The organism is Sphingobacterium alkalisoli (assembly GCF_005049105.1).
In the GTDB taxonomy this organism is placed as follows: Bacteria; Bacteroidota; Bacteroidia; order Sphingobacteriales; family Sphingobacteriaceae; genus Sphingobacterium; species Sphingobacterium alkalisoli.
In genome coordinates this window covers 1218114-1237119 of sequence record NZ_SUKA01000001.1, presented here as the reverse complement: position 1 = coordinate 1237119, position 19006 = coordinate 1218114, and the positions used below count along the sequence as shown (strand labels likewise).

The following is a 19006-nucleotide window of genomic DNA, read 5'->3' as shown; positions in this document are numbered from 1 at the left end:
AAGGCACAATCTACTAAAATTTAACAAGAATTTTAGCTAAATAAATTTTTATATTTTTCATCATAAACTTCAGAAACAACAGAGGGTCGCCTTATTTACTTTTATAGACTACTGCATTGTATCTAAAAAGAAATTTAGTTAATTTTGCTAAAAGGTTTTATCATTTCAAAATTTAATTAATCACATTCGTTACAGCGTAATTTCCACATGGTTAATCAAAAAAAAATAATTCTTAGCTTGCTTACATGCAGTTTGTTTAATTACAGCGGTATCGCCCAGACATACACCCAATATGTTGATCCATTTATAGGTACGGGTGGTCATGGACATACCTATCCCGGAGCTACAGTTCCCTTTTCCCTCGTACAGCTGTCGCCCGATAATGGTAAAAACGGTTGGGATTGGGTAAGCGGTTATCATATTTCATCCGATTCCATTGCCGGATTCAGCCATATGCACCTAAGCGGCACGGGTATCGGCGATTGGCTGGATATTGCCGTAATGCCGATGTTAGCACCCATTTTTCAAGAAAAAGTAGATACCCGTCAAAAATTTTCACACGCGCACGAAAAAGCAAGTCCCGGATATTACGAAGTTACGTTTAACAACGGCATCAAAACAAAATTAACGAGTACGGAGCGCGTGGGATTCCATGAATACACATTTCCATCCGGCACAGGTGCACCGACAGTAAGAATAGATCTAGGACATGCCTACAATTGGGATAGCCCTGTGACAACACGCCTAGAGATGATCAACGATAGCACCCTCGTTGGACATCGCTATTCATCTGGCTGGGCGAATAAACAACACATTTACTTTGCTTTACGCACATCACAGCCCATAAAGGACTACCTCTTTAATGGAGCTAAATTAAGTAGTTTTGACCCTATTATTGAAATCACGAACAACAGTGCGCAGGGAGGTACAAAATCTGCAAATGCGCAGCTAATATTTGACTCCTCGCCCACTATAAACATTAAAGTGGCCCTATCGATTACAAATACTGCGAAGGCACTTACCGCACTTCAAGAGATACCACATTGGAATTTTGATCATGTGCGGTCTGAAGCCGATGCGAAATGGGACAGAGAACTAGCCAAAATAAAAATTGAAACCAATGATGAAAAGCTAAAACGTGTTTTCTATTCTGCGCTATACCATACAGCCGTATCACCAACACTGTATTCGGACAGAGATGGCGAATACAAAAATTACAAAGGAGAAGTTCATCGCATGCCAAACGGCGCTCAACGCTATACCCTATTTTCACTTTGGGATACCTTCCGCGCATTGAAACCACTATTTACCATTACGCAGCCCGAAAAATACAGTGATATATTAAATAGTATGTTATCTTTTTATGATGAGAATGGATTACTACCAGTGTGGGACTTGAGCACATTCGAAACCAACACCATGACGGGCTACCATGCTGTGCCCGTGCTAGCAGACGCTGTTCTTAAAAACTGGCCGGGAGTTGATGCTGAACGTGCATACCAAGCTATGCGTGCAAGCGCCTTTCAAAAAACACGTGAAGTCCCCGCATACATTGAATATGGTTATATACCGCAGGATGTAAACGGAGGCAGTGTGACAAAAACATTAGAGTATGCCTTCGACGATTACTGCATTTCACTGGTAGCACAAAAACTTGGAAAACAGGAAGATTATCAAATTTTTACGGAAAGAGCAAAAAATTACACAAACCTTTTTGATCCCCAATCCGGCTTTATGCGGGCCAAACTCAGGAACGGTAAATTTGTCGAGCCGTTTGACCCATTTTACTCCGAACACGACTTCGACAAAAGTCAATATATTGAAGGAAATGCCTGGCAACATTCATTTTTTGTACCGCATGATATCCGAGGTTTGGCCAATTTGTTTCCAAAGAAAAAAGGATTGCGCGACATGCTCGATGCACTCTTTGCCGCACCCTCTTATATGACCGGTGAAAACCAGTCGCCTGATGCCAGCGGATTCATTGGGCAGTATGCCCACGGAAACGAGCCCAGCCATCATATTGCCTACATGTATAGCTATATTGGCGATGCCTGGAAAACACAAGAAAAAATTCGGCAAATCGTAGACAGCATGTATCACGATCGGCCAGATGGCTATGCTGGCAATGAAGATGCAGGACAAATGAGTGCCTGGGCTGTATGGTCGATGATGGGATTATACCCCGTTTCACCAGTAGGTGGTGAATATGTATTTGGTAGTCCATCGCTGGATAAAGCTACGATTACCATGCCGAACGATAATCTATTCACGATAGTCGCCCGCAACAATTCACCAGCAAATATCTATATTAAATCAATTACGCTCAATGGTAAGCCATACCACAAGGTTTTCATCACACACGATGAAATGCTTAAGGGTGGGGAGTTGGTTTTTGAGATGTCCAGTACACCGAATAAAAAATTGGGGAAAAGACGGGCAAGCTGGCCTACTTCAATGGATAATTAAACGAAAAGCGACGAAATGTCGCTTTTTTTAAGCAGGACTAAAAAGGTACATTTATTGTTAACCTATATATAAAAGGAGATACAAAATGGCTGATTTAAATAACATAAAATTACAAGACATTCCTGGAGACAATGACGGTGTCGATTTTTACGAAAATTTTAAACAAAAATTAATCGACGTCGAAACGTTTCCTTCTTTATATGTTTTCAAATTTATAGCACCCGCGTCAACCGATACAAAGCTTCAAATCGAACAGTTATTTGAGCACCCCAGCACAAAAATCTCTACCAAAGATTCCAAAACTGGGAAATATAATTCGTTCACTATTGAAACCTTTGTAAATACAGCAGACCAGGTAGTCGCCTATTACAAAGCCGTCGCCAAAATTGAAAATGTTATCATGCTGTAGACAACGAATACGCGGATAACAATAGAGCCGGCTGTCATAATGACAGCCGGCTCTATTGTTAATTAACCTTTAAAATTATTACGCTTCTACTTCTTCAGGAGCAAATTCTTCGTACAAGGTAGAAAATGATTCATAATCATCATCTCCATTTGGTGTAAACACCCTTATTTTTTGTTCATCGATAAATTGAAGCACCTCAGTATTCAAGTCGCTATCATTTACTACGGCTACATCGGTATATGTTAAAGCGCCTTTATACAAATCGACATAGCTACCCGAACCATAAGCCACCGAATCTACCAAGTCTACATCTTCCTGCGCAGGCATTTCGCCATATTTTGAACTTAACGTATCTACTGCGTCAAAATCCTCTTTGTAAAGGGAATAAAACACCTTCGCATCTTTAAACGTAGGATCTTCATGATACACCTTTTTCAAGTACAAAGGCACCATAGCCGAGAACCAACCATGACAATGTACCACATCAGGAGACCATCCCAGCTTCTTCACGGTCTCCAACACACCTTTTCCAAAAAACAACGAACGTTCGTTATTATCATCAAAAAATTTACCGCTTTCGTCACGGAAAACCTTTTTTCGTTGGAAATACTCTTCATTATCCAAAAAATAGACCTGCATGCGTGCTGCTGGTAATGAAGCTACTTTAATAATCAATGGATTATCGTTATTGTCTACCACAATATTCATTCCCGACAACCTTATCACCTCGTGAAGACGATTTCTGCGCTCATTAATATTACCAAAACGGGGCATCAGAATACGGATTTCAAATCCCTTTTCCTGCATGGCTTGCGGTAACTGGCGTGTAATTTCAGAAATTTTACTTATTTCAAGGAAAGGCGACATCTCGTGGGTAATAAACAATATTTTCGTTTTTGCCATCTCCAATTGCTTTTTTTATTAATAGAATATAAAAATCAGTACCACAAAGGTACGTAAATTATCTGAATTTTACAATTTATTAAAAATCATCGTTTTATAATTACAAAATTATTATGCAACTTTGCTCCCATTTTTACAATTAGAAAGACGTGCAAATTTTCAACACAAAAAACAGTCTTCACCGCTATCTTCAAGGTGTTCGCGGAACTCAAAAAACTACCGCTTTGGTTCCGACCATGGGTGCACTCCACGAAGGGCATCTGTCCCTTATTCGGCAAGCCAGGCAATCAGCAGATGTTACCATATGTAGCATCTTTGTCAATCCAACGCAATTTAACGATCCCAAAGATCTCGAGAAATATCCTAGACCCTTGGAAAATGATATTGCGTTATTGGAGTCGGTTTCTTGCGACGTACTGTTTTTACCGTCCGTTGAAGAAATGTATCCAGATCCTAATGAAAATTGGCACCTAGACTTGGGTCCCCTCGAAACGATCTGGGAAGGGGAACACCGACCCGGACATTTTCAAGGCGTAACACAGATTGTATACAAGCTGTTTACCGCGGTACAACCCAATTTTGCATGCTTTGGTCAAAAAGACTTTCAGCAGGTGATGGTAGTACAGAAAATGATCGATGTAAAACAATTACCCGTAAAACTCATCGTTTGTCCTATTATACGGAATCCACAAGGCCTCGCACTCAGTTCGCGTAATATGCGTCTCTCGCCCGAAGGCAAAGAGAAAGCACTAATCATCTCGAAAGCACTTCAGCACGTAAAAGCACATTTTAGATCGGTATCGGTCGACGAATTAACCCAGACAGGAAGCAACATCATTCTTTCTGAAAAAGGTGTAACGCCCGAATACTTTGCCATCTGCGAAACGAGAACCTTACAGCAGGTTAACGAGCTTCATGCTGATAAAGAATATGTCGCACTAGTTGTAGCTTGGGTGGAAGGAGTACGACTCCTTGATAATATGTTGTTAAATGAATAAGTATGCTTCATCAAAAATCTGTCGTTTGGATTGTTGTTGATTTGAAATGAACTTAATTTTTAATCAAATTTCTTTTACTCATTCTAGATTGTATTTGCATGCATTATTATCCGTATTTTTCTATTTGCCACTCGAGCCGTGGCGGGGCTCTTCTTTTTACCTCAAAAAGAAGCAAAACCGGAACGAAGTGGAGCTCACCGAAGGTAAACTCGTCGCTGTACCCATTTGCCACATTGGCTAGTGCCTCCTCCTGCAATTGGCAAATGACTAAGGCGACATCTTTAGTGAATGTAAGGATAGTGTATTGACTATATTGCACTTTTATACTTCAGCGGAATTTATAGGAGGACCTAGGTCGATGTAGCGTTAAGAAAGCTTGTGGATTTGCGTTAAGAACATATCCACAAAGCGAAGCGGCTTGGAGCTGTTTAGTAAATCCACAAGCTTTTAGCGTAACATTGACCAAGTCTTGAATTTTGTCAAACTTTTTTTCAAGAAAAAGTTTGGAGCCCTGCCACGGCCAGTGGCGGAAAGGTAATGCCATGGACAAAAAACTGATTAAAAAATAAGTTCCTTAATTTTATTCAAATAACAGGACTTCACCCCATCATTTTCTTACTTTAAATAAACAATAAAAAGATTAATTTTGCAATCATGATGATTGAAGTAATGAAATCAAAAATTCATCGTGCTCGTGTAACACAAGCCGAATTGAATTATGTGGGAAGCATCACAATTGATGAAGACTTGATGGATGCGGCAGATATTATTGCCAATGAGAAGGTACAAATTGTAAATAATAATAACGGCGCCCGTTTAGAAACATACGTAATACCGGGAGAAAGAGGTACAGGCACCATTTGTCTTAACGGAGCTGCTGCCCGGCTTGTGCAGGTGGGAGACATTGTAATCATTATCTCTTATGCCACTATGAACCGGGAAGAAGCCAGAAAACACCAACCTACACTTGTATTTCCAGATGATCACAACAGATTACTGAAATAATGATTAACTTTACCATCGAATAATACAATTCGATTGCTTTATCCGAATATGCTGCGCATAATATCTACATACCGCAAATTATCTGCATCCCTCTTAGCAGGATGGATGTGTATAATTGTGATCAGTGGTGTGGTATTTATGCACAAAGAGGTAACTTCCAGTGGGGAAATTGTCACGCATATTCACCCATATGATTTTACAGATAAGTCACCGAAGAAGCATCACAAGTCAGATGGTGAAATTCAATACCTAAACATTGTTTTTCAAGGAAGCTTTATTTCTTCTGATTTCGTCAGCTTCGAGATCCCTTTCTTTCAGGAATTTCAATTCGAAAATTATTCATGCTATTCCTATCACGAATATGCTTCTGTTTTCTATTCTTATTACCTTAGAGGTCCTCCCCAAGGCCAAGTGTAACAAAATTTTAAGGAACGGAAGAAATAATATTATCGTCATTGTAAGAGCGTACGAGGTAGCAATGGATCACAACTCTTGAGAAAAGATCGTCTACTGCGTACACTATCGCAGGTACGGTGAGAGGTATAACACCATCGTTATTACGAGGCGATACCACGCGGCAATTGATCACAACCATATTTATTCATCCGTTACCACAACTCTGTATCTTTTTTTAACGTATTTCATCAAGAACACATTATATATTATATGTCTACAAACTATTATGGTCATTTCATGACCGTACTTATGCTATTTGTTTTATCAAATGGCTTCGCCCAACAGAAAATTGAAGGGACTATCCAAGACCCAAAAGGTACACCCATTGAGCATGCCACTGTCCTTATAGAAGGCACGTCCATAGCCGCTTCTTCCGATGAGCAAGGTAAATTTTCCCTAACCTCTCCACAAAATCAGTCCACTATCCTGATCCGTACAGTCGGTTATCTGCCCTATAAACAAAAAATAAGCGATTCCGAAAAAAACTCACAACTCCACATTATATTACAAAAGGACAATCGCAATCTAGATGAGGTAGTGGTCTCCGGCACGCTGCGGGCGGTCTCCAAGTTAGAAAGCCCCATTCCGGTAGAGGTCTATTCTGCCAAATTTTTCAGAGCAAATCCAACCCCGACAATTTTCGAATCTCTCCAGAATATAAATGGTGTGCGCCCGCAGATCAACTGCAGTGTGTGTAATACCGGCGATATCCATATCAATGGTCTGGAAGGGCCATATACCATGGTACTGATTGATGGCATGCCCATTGTCTCCGGCCTTTCAACTGTATATGGATTGAACGGCATTCCGCAAGCTCTAATTGAACGTGTAGAAATAGTAAAAGGTCCGGCCTCTACGTTATACGGTAGCGAAGCGGTGGGTGGTCTCATAAACATCATTACGAAAACACCCGAAAACGCGCCACTATTAAGCTTAGAAACATTTGGAACAACCTGGCAGGAATACAACTTAGATCTAGGAGGTAAGTTTACGGTGGGATCCGCTCAGTCGTTGTTGGGCGTGAACTACTTTAACTATTCGAATCCTTTAGATAAAAATGGAGATAACTTTACAGACGTCACCCTTCAGGATCGGATTTCTCTCTTTAACAAATGGAATTTCGCGCGCAAAGACAATAAAACATTCTCACTAGCCGGCCGATATATATACGAAGACCGTTGGGGCGGAGAAATGAACTGGAACAAGCGATATCGTGGAGGCGATGAAGTATATGGCGAAAGCATTTACACCAAACGCTGGGAAGTGATGGGCGTCTACGACTTACCTGGAAGCGAAGATTTCTCTCTATCTTTAAGCGCAAATGGGCACGATCAAAATAGTGTCTATGGCGACGTCCAATATACAGCAGACCAGAAAATTGTATTTGGCCAATTAACTTGGCATAAACAACTTAAAAACCATGATCTATTGACCGGACTGGCTTATCGTTACACCTATTACGACGATAATACCCCCGCAACAACCGAAGTATCGCACACACATCTACCTGGGCTATTTGTCCAAGATGAAATTACCCTACATCCGCAACACAAATTATTGCTTGGAGCCCGTTACGATTATAACTCTATTCACGGGAGTATTTTATCACCACGTGTAAATTATAAATGGAACTCCAAAGACAAAACCCAGGTCCTTAGGATCGGTGCCGGAAACGGTTATCGTGTAGCCAATGTCTTCACGGAAGACCACGCTGCACTAACCGGTGCACGCGATGTGGTTTTCGAAGGCGATCTCAAGCCCGAAACTTCGTGGAATACAAACGTCAACTACGTGAAGAAGTTTTACTCGGATAATGGCTCTGTATTTGGTATCGATGCTAGCGTATTTTACACCTACTTTAGCAATAAAATTATCCCCGACTATGATACCGACATCAATAAAATCATCTATTCCAATTTAGATGGGCATGCCGTTTCAAAAGGTATTTCTGTCAATTTGGACTGGGCACATTCGAGCGGCTTTAAAGCCATGATCGGTGGGACCGTGATGGATGTATATAGTGAAGAAGAAGGCGAGCGGGAATGGCAGATGCTGACCGAGAAATTTATGGGTACCTGGACCATCGGATATAATTGGAATCGTCTGGGATTAAGTTTTGACTATACCGGTAATGTCATCGGCCCTATGCGTTTACCTATTCTAGGTGCAAACGATCCCAGACCCGACGAGTCGAATGCATGGAGTATTCAGAATATACAAGTCACGAAGCATTTTCGTAACGGGCTTGAAATTTTTGGTGGTGTAAAGAATTTACTGAACTGGACCCCCACCAAAGGAATTCCATTTATTATCTCCCGTGCCCATGACCCGTTTGAAAAAATTGATGACCCGAGTCTTCTACCGTTTGACCCCAGTTACGTTTACGGACCAAACCAGGGTATTCGTGGATTCCTAGGCGTTCGGTATAATTTATTAAGATAATATTAGGTATAATGATAGCAGGATTAAGTAAAAATTGTGCGTTATTGCTGGCCATAATTGGTCTTTTCAGTTCTTTTTGTAAAGCGCAGACAAATCCTGTGGACATTGCTAAGGTGGATAGTCTGATGGAGCAACAAGCCAAGCCGATACTAATTCTGCTATCTACCGATTGGTGTCAATATTGCCAGATGCAGAAGAACCAAATACAAAAGCACAAGGATTTCGCGCTAAAAGCAAACTTATTCTACTATGTAGAGTTTAATGCTGAAAGTAAAGACAACGTTTTGTTGCAGGGGCAGCACTATACTTTCAAGCCTACCGGCAAAAACACCGGCACGAACGAACTTGCTCGGGCGTTAAACGGTCCCGGCACGCTGGCGTTTCCAACTTGGGTATTACTGGACAAGAACTATCAGACGCTGTTTCAACATGGCGGTGTGTTGAATCCCCAACAGTTAACGGAACTGCTGCATGCTATCGATAACATCAACAAAAGCACCCTGTAAAAGTCTTAACAAAATAGCCCGCAACCTGATACTGCGGGCTATTTTATTTTGGGATTCTTACCATTACCTAGAGAACATTTTAGCTATAAACTTTTCTAACTGCTGATATAACTTTGAAGTTGGTCAATGGTCTGTCTTTGATCATCGATGATATGTTTCACAAGATCGCCGATAGAAATTATGCCAATAACAATATCGTTTTCCACGACAGGCAAATGCCTAAAATGATTGGTCGTCATCAGTTCCATACAACTTTCAATTTTTTCTTCAGTCGTAATGGTACGTGGATCATGTGTCATGACAACATGAATAGGTGTATCTTTGGATGATTTGCCCTGCAAAATAATTTTTCGGGCATAGTCACGCTCGGTGAAGATACCAACTAACGCGTCATTTTCAACAATCAACAATGCACTGATGTTCTTTTCCATCATCATTTGCAAAGCATCCAAAACCAATGTATTTTGGCTTACAGCGTGAATAACAGACGATTTACCCTGGAGAATGTGTTTTACGGTTTTCATCTAAATTAGTTTTTAGTTGTTGATGGGTCGGCATCAACAAATTGGCCATTATATGAAATATCCATGTAGCACAGGCTGCACAAATACGAATGAATATAGTTTGGATATTCCATATGGCAATTAAATAACAATTATATACATATGAATTAGTTCATTAAAGATAACTTTTTTTAGCGGAATAAAAAATAAAACCTTTTTTCTTACTTTTGCTGTAGCACTACGGAATAAGCCTGCGTTCTATCGTTTAAAAAAGACATTAAAATTTTTGAAATCGTCATGATTTTCGTCATGAGCGCTTCATTGAACTAAAAAACAATTTATTCGAATGAAAAATTTATTAAAACCACTATTTGCATTTGCGATTGTTGCAACGACTTTCACTTCGTGTATGGAAAAGGATGACACGGATTATGATGCGATCTACTTAAGAGAGGAGCAAATCATTGACTCTATCTTTTCTGCGCAGAAACTTGTTATTGAAGATTATGTGGACATGCACTTTGATAATGCTAAAGAAGACACCATAAAATTGACTTATCGTTACCTAAATAAGAGTATAAAACGAGGTATTTGGTTTGAAGTTCTTAGTGAACCGACGGATGACACTTACGAATATAAAGTAAACCCCAATAGTACACAAGGAGCACCAATTTACCCAAAATGGAAACTTAAATATAAAGCATCACTGCTTAATGGTACTGTAGTACAAGAAGATAGTGAGGGTACTGAATATAGCTTTAATACTAATAACCCTAACGTTTATAATAATGCGTGGTTTATCTCGTTTATCCCCTACTCTCTTAAATATAGCGGGAAAGACTTTATCTATGAGGGCTTAACTAAAAACGGTTTAAAAAAGGGCAGCAAATTTCGTATGGTTACTCCTTCGTACTTCGCTTTTGCTTCAACAGCTAAAGACAAAATCCCTGCTAATTCACCTTTAGTATACGAGTTTGAAGTCTTAGAAATCGAGTAAAACAGATAAAGTATAGGGTAAGCGTTAACAATATTTGTTGACGCTTTTTTTAGCTTATCTCAGAAACGTCTCGCTTTAACCCACATCCAACTATTTACCTAATAAAATTAGGTATCGCAAGTAACAAATCGGACGTTTATGTCATGTTTAACAACTATTATACAAATGAAAAACCTATTTAAACTACTATTTGCATTTACTATCACAGCAGCAACTTTCACATCCTGTGTAGACGATAAAGAGATTTTCGACCCGGAAGCACAGCTAGCATTAGAAAAACCTATCATTGAGAGCTATGTAGAACAACATTACCCTAATGCGCAGCAATATGAAAACAGCGGCCTATGGTATGAGATTATTGAACCCGGAGAGCCTGCTAGTTACGAGTACGACATTAAAGATACACTGAATCAAAAATGGATTTTTGCAGAAGGAATTATAAACTACAAAGGTAAGTTAGTCGCAGATGGGACAGTATTCGACCAGACAAAGGATATAACCAAAGGAGATACAATTCCTGTATATATGAGTCTTAACACAGGCCAAGCATCCGTTATTACAGCGTGGATTTATGCTTTTTCGCCAAAAACTTTAATCGTCGATGAGAAAAATATTGATCTAGGCATTATCTTCACAAACGGCGCACAAAACGGAGCGAAGTTTAGGATTATCACACCTTCACAATACGCTTATGGGAACAGTACTCAAGGTAAAATCCCCGCTAATTCACCATTAGACTTCGAAGTTGAGGTATTAAAAATGCGAGATTTCGATCCTAAACGTAACGATTAACACCAATAAAAGCGGTCTCTTAAACTAGACCGCTTTATTTATCATATCTACTATTTTTTTACTGCGACTAGAATGTCGTCCAGAAATATACGGTTTACGTTTCTCGAACCCTGCCAGCCACTACCTTCACGCAAATCATAAGCACCGCCCAAAAACCAGATTTGGGTATCAGAGGTAGCACCTGTAATCGTGAAAGTACGTGTCGTTTCCGGAGCTTTCCAAATTTCCGTACAGTTTGGGTCAGCAGAATAATCAGGCCAATTGTTGATATTAAACTCATCTACACTGACTGTACCGGGACCGGTGATACCCACTTTGAGGAGCGTGACATCTTGTGCGCCTCCGGCAGTCTGATAGGGTACAGCTTTAAAGGATACTTGCAGATTCTGTGTACCCTGCACAGCAGACAGCTTGGGACTGAGTATATCTGCTCCGTAATTTGTTTTTCCTAATTTCACAAACCCCGGACGAGCATACGTTGATGGGATATTATCCGCAGACGGCTTGTTCCATGTCCATCCCCTTTCTTTTTCAGCAGCGGTCCACAGATCTATTCTTGTCTCGCCAGTGGTCGTGTAAAAAACGGCATTCCCATATCCCAGCCAGTTGAAATCTTCATAGAGAACGACTTCCATTCCTTGCTGATTGATCTCAAATACACCGCCGGGTGCTTGTTCACCGTTCAGGTAGAAGACTAACGTTGCTTTTCGCACTTCGGGTGTTGCATTTGCGCCTACATTCAGGGTCACCCCGGTGTCAAAACGACCTTCCTTTGGTTCAATGTTCAACCAATCCGCACCTTCAAGTATTTCTACTTTCCAATCTCCTGTCGACCGGACGACATATCGCCCATAGAGCCCTTCTTCGGGAGCTTCTAAACTTGACAAGCCATCCAGATTGACATAAGGATCGTCATCTCCATTATTTATACTACGTGCTTCTTGCTCGATCCGCAATACATTATTTTGTATTTTGCCGTCCACAACAAACGTCAGAACAGATTGACGTGCCTCCAAGGTCGAGTTTCTGTCGACAGTTACCGTAAATGTCCCTGACCCATTCCCTTCGCTAGGCTCAATCTTTAACCATTTTTCGTTGCGCAAAGTTTCCACTCTCCATGTTCCTGAAGACTGCACAGTAAAGATCTTGGATATCCCTTGGGAAGATGCAGTCAGACTGCTCGGATTATCCTTCAATTCAAAATGAGCACTTCCATTATTTTCTTTGCTACAGGAATAAAAAAACATCAGGAAAAACACCCCTATAAGTATTCCTGAAGCTTTTCCAAAATCTATATAATAATTTGCTTTCATCGTTATGACTTTAATATTATTGTAACTCCCCTACCTTACTTGCATTTCCACGCGTTCTTGTATAACATTTGTAACACCGCTGATCGTGTACTCGTATTTCAGCAGAAACACGTTGGTTTTTCTTCCAAAAGCCTCTTCGATCCGAAACATATTTGGATACAACGGATCGTTATTCAACTGCGTAACCTGTATATCCTTATACGGTTTGATGGATACCTTGTTGTCCTCATCCACTTCCAGTATAATAGCCGTTTTTGCAAAGGCAGCTTCAGTTGACTGAAAAGTTTCATTACCCGCTATCATCCTGACGCTGTTGTGCGTAAGCGGAAACAATTCCTTATTTGCCGCCACAGGTATCTCTCCGTCTTTTATCCCCGTCATCGTATACCTTGAACTGGTAATTTGAGAAGCATAAGCGTTCTCAAAAGACACTTGGTAAAGCACGGTATTTTTTGTCGGATTGATCTCTACACCGGAAACGTCGGTAGCCTTTAATCCGATAAAATAGGTCGAATCCGGCGATAAACCTTCCGGGCGTAGCTTAATCATGGTTCTTCCGGTGCGCTCGCCCGCTTTTATTATAATCTTGTCATCAAGAAGCTCGTATTTACCTGCAGGCACAAGTTTGGCATACAGATCTTCCGCTGCATCAAAATTCGACCAGTTGTATTCTTTCAAGGGTTCCGGATCTTCCTCCAGTCCGATCACCAGATCCTTCTCGGGGGCGTGTGTACCACCGACAGAAGCGGCGACATACCCGATGATTTCCCCTCCGGTCATTTGTACGACCTCCTGAAATACATTGTGGTCATCGCTACTAATCAAAGAGACTTCATTTTTGTACATCTCCTTTTCGAACATCTCATGATCATCACAAGACGTAAACATCGTCGTGAATGCAAGAATGGCTATATATCTTCGTTTCATCCGTTATTTTTTTTAGTGGTCCGATGTCTCCCCATAATTAGGAAACCGCGGGTTTATGTTCTTCCTTTTTATCGTTCTATTCTAATTATACCCTGGATTTTGGTCTACCGACGGCAACCTTCTCAATTCAGCGCGTGGTAGCGGCACCCAGTTGGCTCGCTTATTGACTTCCCGCGCAAGGAATGAAGAAGATCCCGGCACGACACGTCTGTAATAGGCCTCCCGTGTATCTCCATCCGGATTCATACCCATGATGGGCTCGCGTTCTGTTTGTTCGTAGATGCCCCAGCGACGTACATCGTAGAAACGTCTGTTCTCCCATAGGAACTCGACCATACGTTCGCGTTCGATTTGTTTTTGTACTTCCGATGAGCTGGCAAGCTGCCCAGCAGACAAACCGGGCAAGCCTGCGCGATAGCGCACAGCATTGAAAGCGCCTTTGATCGCATCGACATCGCGGCTTAGGGCATACGTTTTGTCTCCCAGTTCTACCGAATGGCTACCGGTCAGGTTATTGAGTGCCTCGGCGTACGACAACAAGATTTCGGCATACCGAATCATCGCATAGAACTTTGGAAGTTGCCGTGCTCCGGTACCACTTTTTGCATCATACGGGTGTATCCATTTCTTGATCACGTATCCCGTGATCGGATAGTTGGGAGAGCTCGCACTCACCCCACCGCGGCCGTCCAGATCCTGAAAATAGTACTTGGCGGTGTGATTAAAGAGCGTGGTAGAGGATAATGCCTGCCACACGGCTTCATTGAATCCTACAGATGCGTAAAAGCGCATTTCTCGATTAGCATACATCTTGAATACACCGGCATTAAGCGGGTACCCCGAGAAGCTCCTCGACTGTTCTGTAAAAAGGTCATTAAATGTACCACCTGCAGGCAGATCACTGACTTGTTCAAAATAGGTGTCGCCACGAGCTTCCTGTATGGTACGTCCATCCGTCATCAGGTAGGCATCAACGACTTTCTGTGTCACGCAGAAGCGTCCCCAACCACCGAGCGTTGGCGGAAGCGCTCCTTGATTGAGGTCGGTATTGATATACTGCGCACTTTTCCCCCAGATAATTTCCGGGTTGATGGCAGCTACAGATTCACCGGTAAATATATCTGAGTAGGATCTGAATGCATCGATACCATTTGCGCCATTTGGATAGCTATTATAATATTCGGGATCGGACACAACCCCTGCCGGCAACATAGGGGTCAAGTCGTCAGCAGGCACAGTATAAAGCTTATACAATCCCATATCCATGACACGTTTGGCAGCGGCCGCGGCTACCGCCCAGCGCGCTTCGTCATATTGCTGTGATACATAGTGCACGCCGTCGGTCTTGCGCGTCCAACTGCCGAAGAATGAACGGCCTGCTTCACCACCATTGTACAATGGACTGGCATGTATCAATCGCAAACGTGCGATCAGTGCCCATGCCGCTCCTTTGGAAGGACGTCCGAAATTAAGTAGCCCAACATCGGGCGGCATCAGTTGGCCTGCCTTCTCTAACTCTCCGCAGGTATATTCCATCGCTTCATCGTAAGTCGACCGCGGACGATCGTAGTATTCCATGGTTTCGTTCGTGTTGAGCACTTCATCGCCTACCAATATCGGAGGACCATAATCCACCAAAATATTGTAGTATGCATAAGCTCTAATGAAACGGGTGTACCCCTCGATCCGTTGCCTATCGACAATTGTCATGTCGCCCGGCCGCTCCAGATTTTGCAGCACCAGATTGCATTTACGGATAATTTTGTAATAGTTGTTCCATTGATTAAGCCCTCCAAATTTATCCGGTGTAATGTTTCCGGTAGCAAAATCCATCCCATAATATATATTGGTGGTTCCCGCTCCGGTCAGCCCGTTAAAAGCTTCATCAGTTGCCATCGGTCCAGGGGTGTAATTGCTTCGAATTGTTTTTGCCTCGTCAGGGAATAGCGACGCTGCACCCCACATATAAGCTTCCATATTTCGGGTATTGCTAAATGCCGAGTCGATGTTAAACTCATCGTCGAAGTAATTGTCGATATTCAGGTAATCCTTACAGGAGGTCGCCATGACAAGCAACTGAATAATAAGCACTGCCTTCGTTATTTTTTTTATGATTATTGACGTTCTCATGTCGTTAATTTAAATCTGTCGTTCTAAAGATTGATATATACTTGCATCGAATAGGTCGTCGGTATCGGATACTTACGGCCATTCCATGCAGCCTGCTCGGGGTCAAAGATTTTCACATTGTCCCAGATATATAAGTTGTTTCCTACAAATTGAAGATCCATGGAACTTACACCCGCCCTCTTCAAAAATGCTGGACTTACTCGGTAACTCAATGTGATCTCTTGCAATCGAATGTAGCGGGCATCATCCAGCCAAAAAGAGGACAACTGGGTGTTGTTGTTATTCTTACCGTACTGAAGACGTGGAAACCGGGCATTCGGATTTTCCGCCAGAGAAACGTCTATACCATGTTCCAGCGCATATTCCCGAGGAATCCACCGGTTTTTGGGATCGTTAACCGACTCGATTACATTGCCCTCCGTACCGTTGTAGAATGGCATATAACCCTTACCGTTGATCTCTGTGACTCCCTTATACGTTTTAGGCATGCCTACATAGTAGAAAGGTGTTCTTCCGGTTCCTTTGAACAGGACGCCCAAGGACAGGTTTTTATAACGGAACTCGCCACCAAAACCGAACATGAGCAACGGATAATCGCTATGCGTCAAAGGCACCTTGTCTAACGTATTGATTACACCATCTCCATTGACGTCTTTGTATTTGATATCACCCGGCAACACCGCTCCAAAGCTCTGTTTCGGACTATATTTCACGTCATCCTCATCCTTAAACAGTCCCAGAGACTGGTAGCCACGGACGGAATTATATGGGAAACCGTTCTGTTCCAAATATGGATACTCCATATATGCCTGTTCCCAGTTTTGCACAACATTTTTAGAGTAGGTAAAATTACCGCGCACGGTAAAGCCAAAATCCTGAGACACCTGCGTGTTGTAGCTGATGTTTCCGTCGGCACCCGTGCTTTTCATCCGTCCCACATTTGCCCATGGATTGTTCACCACGCCCACATATTCGGGAACTTGTACGCGTTGCTGGAATATTCCGTTTCGCTGATCTTTAAAGAAATCAATGACGAAGTCAATCTTGTTGTTGAAAAGCTTGCCCTCGATCCCTAGATTAGACTTGATAGCCCTTTCCCAGGCGAGGTTATCCGCTCCGATACGGGTTTCGTTAATAGTTTCTATCCCGCCAACTCCCCATATGGTACCGAAACCTTGATTGGCTTTCGTCAGGTAAGGAAAACGAATATCATCAATGATACGGTCGTTACCCACAGTCCCATAGGAGGCCCGGATCTTAAAATAGTTGAGCCAGGGAGCCTTCTCCTGTATAAAGCTGTAGCTCGTAGGCACCCAGCCCAGTGCAATAGATGGAAAGAATCCATATTGCCTGCCCGGCTGGAAGTTTTCGGAACCCGTATACCCGAAGTTGACATCCAACAGATAGGTATCACGGAAACCATAAGTCAGTCTGCTGGACACCCCTTGATAACGCACAGGGATAGCCGTCAGGTTATTTGTGGCTTTCTCCGTGCTTTTGGCATCGCTGACGTAGTAATAGATCAACGCTGATGTGCGGTGGTCATCACCGAATTGTTGGTCATAGTTAAGCGTGGATTCCAAATGGTACTTGCGGTACTGCCGTGTATCTTTACCATAGGCTGCAGCGCTTTCCTGTACCATTTCCTCCGTAACAAGTGAGCCGTCATAATTCCGGCCCGTGGCCTGATATAGGGCTGGCTGTACCCATCTGCGTTCTGTGAATCTACTGTGAATATCGTAAGCGCCCTGTACCCGGAACTTGAGACCATCGAGCACACTGGAAAGATCTTGATCGAGCGAGAGCGTTGTTTTACCCTTGTACCACTGCTCACTGGCCTTTCCGGTACGGTTAATTAAGACGTAAGGCGATGACAGCCCGTTACTTCCCATTGCCGGTAGCATACCATTGGAGTATTGTGTAGGAATAGCCAGGGGTGTAAGCGCTGATTGTGCATCCCATATATAGTCTGTATTGCCCATACCTGGCATATCCAATTTGGATAAGTATCCATCCGATCCTAAGTACACTTTTGTGGTTTTGGTTAGATTAATATCCAGGTTAATCCGATAGGTATAAGCATTAAATCCTACATTTGAACTGTATGGACTGCCCTTATCTACTTTATAAGCGGCTGTTTCGCTGTTACCGCCTAAACTCAGGAAATAGCGTGCGACCTCAGATCCTCCGCGTCCGCTGGCATAATAGCTTTGACGCCAAAAGTTTTTGTTGAGGATTTCGTCCTGCCAACTGACATCTGGATACATGTCCGGATCCAAGCCATATTGAATGATCCCTAATTCGGTATCGGTATAGACCGGCGATTCGCTGCGTGCAAAAGCAGCCTCATTAGCCAGCTGGGCATAATCGTATGCACCTAAATACTTGGGCAGGCGACTGAGGTGTGAAAGAGTTGAATTCACACGCCCTGTAATCTGTATCCGATCCACGACACCTCTCTTGGTCGTGACCAACACTACGCCGTTGGCACCGCGCACGCCATAGACGGCCGTGGCCGACGCATCCTTCAGGATGGAGAAGCTCTCAACGTCCGCCGGATCGATGGTATTTAAGTCACCTTCCAGTCCGTCGATAAGGACCAGTGCACTGGCATTGGCACCAAAGGTACCTATACCACGTATCCAGAAATCTGCGATATTTTGTCCTGGTTCACCGCTGGCCTGCATGGATATCACGCCGGCTGCCCGTCCGCCGAGCAGGTTTGCCATCGAGGGAGCTGGTGACTGCAGGTCTTTGGTATCCACCGTCGTGATGGCGCCTACCGAACTTATTTTCCGCTGTTGGGCACCAAGACCGACCACAACAACCTCATCGATAGCCGCTGCAGCTTCGTTGAGCCTGATGATGAGATTGTTTGTCGATTCGACCGCTAGGTGCTCTACGGGCTCATATCCCACGGAAGTGAACACGATTTTATCGCCATAACTCGCTTTAACGCTAAATTTTCCTTTTTCATCCGACGATGTACCGATACTGGCCTTGTCCCTGACGTAAATAGATACGTTGGCCATTGGCTCTCCGCTTTCATCTAATACGGTACCTACGATTGTTAATTCTTGTGTTTGCTGTGCAAATGTCGTCGTAAGCCAAAAGCAAAACGGCAGTAAGCACAAAATATGAATGATCCTCATAGTA

General features: G+C 42.7%; 16 protein-coding genes. 9 read left to right on the top strand and 7 right to left on the bottom strand.

What is annotated here, in order from left to right:
- The first annotated feature begins 207 nt into the window (after positions 1–207).
- Both FAZ19_RS04550 and FAZ19_RS04545 read left to right on the top strand, forming a co-directional pair.
- Positions 208–2469: a GH92 family glycosyl hydrolase gene (locus FAZ19_RS04550; RefSeq protein ID WP_136819395.1), complete on the top strand. Its 2262-nt coding sequence runs from the start codon at positions 208–210 to the stop codon at positions 2467–2469.
- An 85-nt stretch (positions 2470–2554) separates the two neighbouring features.
- Entirely contained in the window at positions 2555–2878 is a 324-nt protein-coding gene (locus FAZ19_RS04545) for a DUF493 domain-containing protein (protein WP_136819394.1), read from the top strand.
- A gap of 78 nt (positions 2879–2956) precedes the next feature.
- Here FAZ19_RS04545 and FAZ19_RS04540 read toward each other — a convergent pair whose 3' ends face one another.
- Positions 2957–3781 (bottom strand): glycogen/starch synthase, encoded by an 825-nt coding sequence (locus FAZ19_RS04540; protein WP_136819393.1) that lies wholly within the window; start codon positions 3779–3781, stop codon positions 2957–2959.
- Between the two features lie 149 nt (positions 3782–3930).
- Between FAZ19_RS04540 and panC the strand changes: the two genes are divergently transcribed.
- A complete protein-coding gene (panC, locus tag FAZ19_RS04535; RefSeq protein WP_136819392.1) occupies positions 3931–4779 on the top strand; it encodes a pantoate--beta-alanine ligase in 849 nt (282 codons plus the stop codon).
- Positions 4780–4885: 106 nt separating this feature from the next.
- On the opposite strand, the gene FAZ19_RS04530 is transcribed toward panC, so the two are convergent.
- Complete coding sequence (locus tag FAZ19_RS04530; protein WP_136819391.1) at positions 4886–5098, bottom strand: hypothetical protein; 213 nt, start codon at positions 5096–5098, stop codon at positions 4886–4888.
- Positions 5099–5433: 335 nt separating this feature from the next.
- Here FAZ19_RS04530 and panD point away from each other — a divergent pair, with 335 nt between their 5' ends.
- The 4 genes from panD (at position 5434) to FAZ19_RS04510 (ending at position 9188) form a co-directional block, all read left to right on the top strand.
- Positions 5434–5784: an aspartate 1-decarboxylase gene (panD, locus tag FAZ19_RS04525; RefSeq protein WP_136819390.1), complete on the top strand. Its 351-nt coding sequence runs from the start codon at positions 5434–5436 to the stop codon at positions 5782–5784.
- 48 nt (positions 5785–5832) lie between these two features.
- Positions 5833–6201 carry a hypothetical protein gene (locus FAZ19_RS04520; RefSeq protein ID WP_136819389.1) on the top strand — a complete coding sequence of 123 codons (369 nt, stop codon included), beginning with the start codon at positions 5833–5835 and terminating at the stop codon, positions 6199–6201.
- A 249-nt stretch (positions 6202–6450) separates the two neighbouring features.
- On the top strand, positions 6451–8682 hold the full coding sequence (locus FAZ19_RS24205) for a TonB-dependent receptor (RefSeq protein WP_211245427.1): 2232 nt from the start codon (positions 6451–6453) through the stop codon (positions 8680–8682).
- Between the two features lie 11 nt (positions 8683–8693).
- Complete coding sequence (locus FAZ19_RS04510) at positions 8694–9188, top strand: thioredoxin family protein (protein ID WP_136819388.1); 495 nt, start codon at positions 8694–8696, stop codon at positions 9186–9188.
- Positions 9189–9283: 95 nt separating this feature from the next.
- Here FAZ19_RS04510 and FAZ19_RS04505 read toward each other — a convergent pair whose 3' ends face one another.
- Positions 9284–9712, bottom strand: a complete 429-nt coding sequence (locus FAZ19_RS04505; protein WP_136819387.1) for a CBS domain-containing protein — start codon at positions 9710–9712, stop codon at positions 9284–9286.
- 325 nt (positions 9713–10037) lie between these two features.
- Here FAZ19_RS04505 and FAZ19_RS04500 point away from each other — a divergent pair, with 325 nt between their 5' ends.
- Complete coding sequence (locus tag FAZ19_RS04500) at positions 10038–10688, top strand: FKBP-type peptidyl-prolyl cis-trans isomerase (RefSeq protein WP_136819386.1); 651 nt, start codon at positions 10038–10040, stop codon at positions 10686–10688.
- A gap of 165 nt (positions 10689–10853) precedes the next feature.
- Positions 10854–11480, top strand: a complete 627-nt coding sequence (locus FAZ19_RS04495; protein ID WP_169305565.1) for an FKBP-type peptidyl-prolyl cis-trans isomerase — start codon at positions 10854–10856, stop codon at positions 11478–11480.
- 50 nt (positions 11481–11530) lie between these two features.
- Here FAZ19_RS04495 and FAZ19_RS04490 read toward each other — a convergent pair whose 3' ends face one another.
- The 4 genes from FAZ19_RS04490 to FAZ19_RS04475 form a co-directional block, all read right to left on the bottom strand.
- On the bottom strand, positions 11531–12793 hold the full coding sequence (locus FAZ19_RS04490) for a BACON domain-containing protein (RefSeq protein ID WP_136819384.1): 1263 nt from the start codon (positions 12791–12793) through the stop codon (positions 11531–11533).
- 30 nt (positions 12794–12823) lie between these two features.
- Positions 12824–13720 carry a BT_3044 domain-containing protein gene (locus tag FAZ19_RS04485; RefSeq protein ID WP_136819383.1) on the bottom strand — a complete coding sequence of 299 codons (897 nt, stop codon included), beginning with the start codon at positions 13718–13720 and terminating at the stop codon, positions 12824–12826.
- 81 nt (positions 13721–13801) lie between these two features.
- The gene (locus FAZ19_RS04480; protein ID WP_136819382.1) at positions 13802–15850 is read right to left on the bottom strand and encodes a RagB/SusD family nutrient uptake outer membrane protein; all 2049 of its coding nucleotides are present in this window, start codon (positions 15848–15850) and stop codon (positions 13802–13804) included.
- A gap of 23 nt (positions 15851–15873) precedes the next feature.
- On the bottom strand, positions 15874–19002 hold the full coding sequence (locus tag FAZ19_RS04475; RefSeq protein WP_136819381.1) for a SusC/RagA family TonB-linked outer membrane protein: 3129 nt from the start codon (positions 19000–19002) through the stop codon (positions 15874–15876).
- Between the last annotated feature and the right edge of the window lie 4 nt (positions 19003–19006).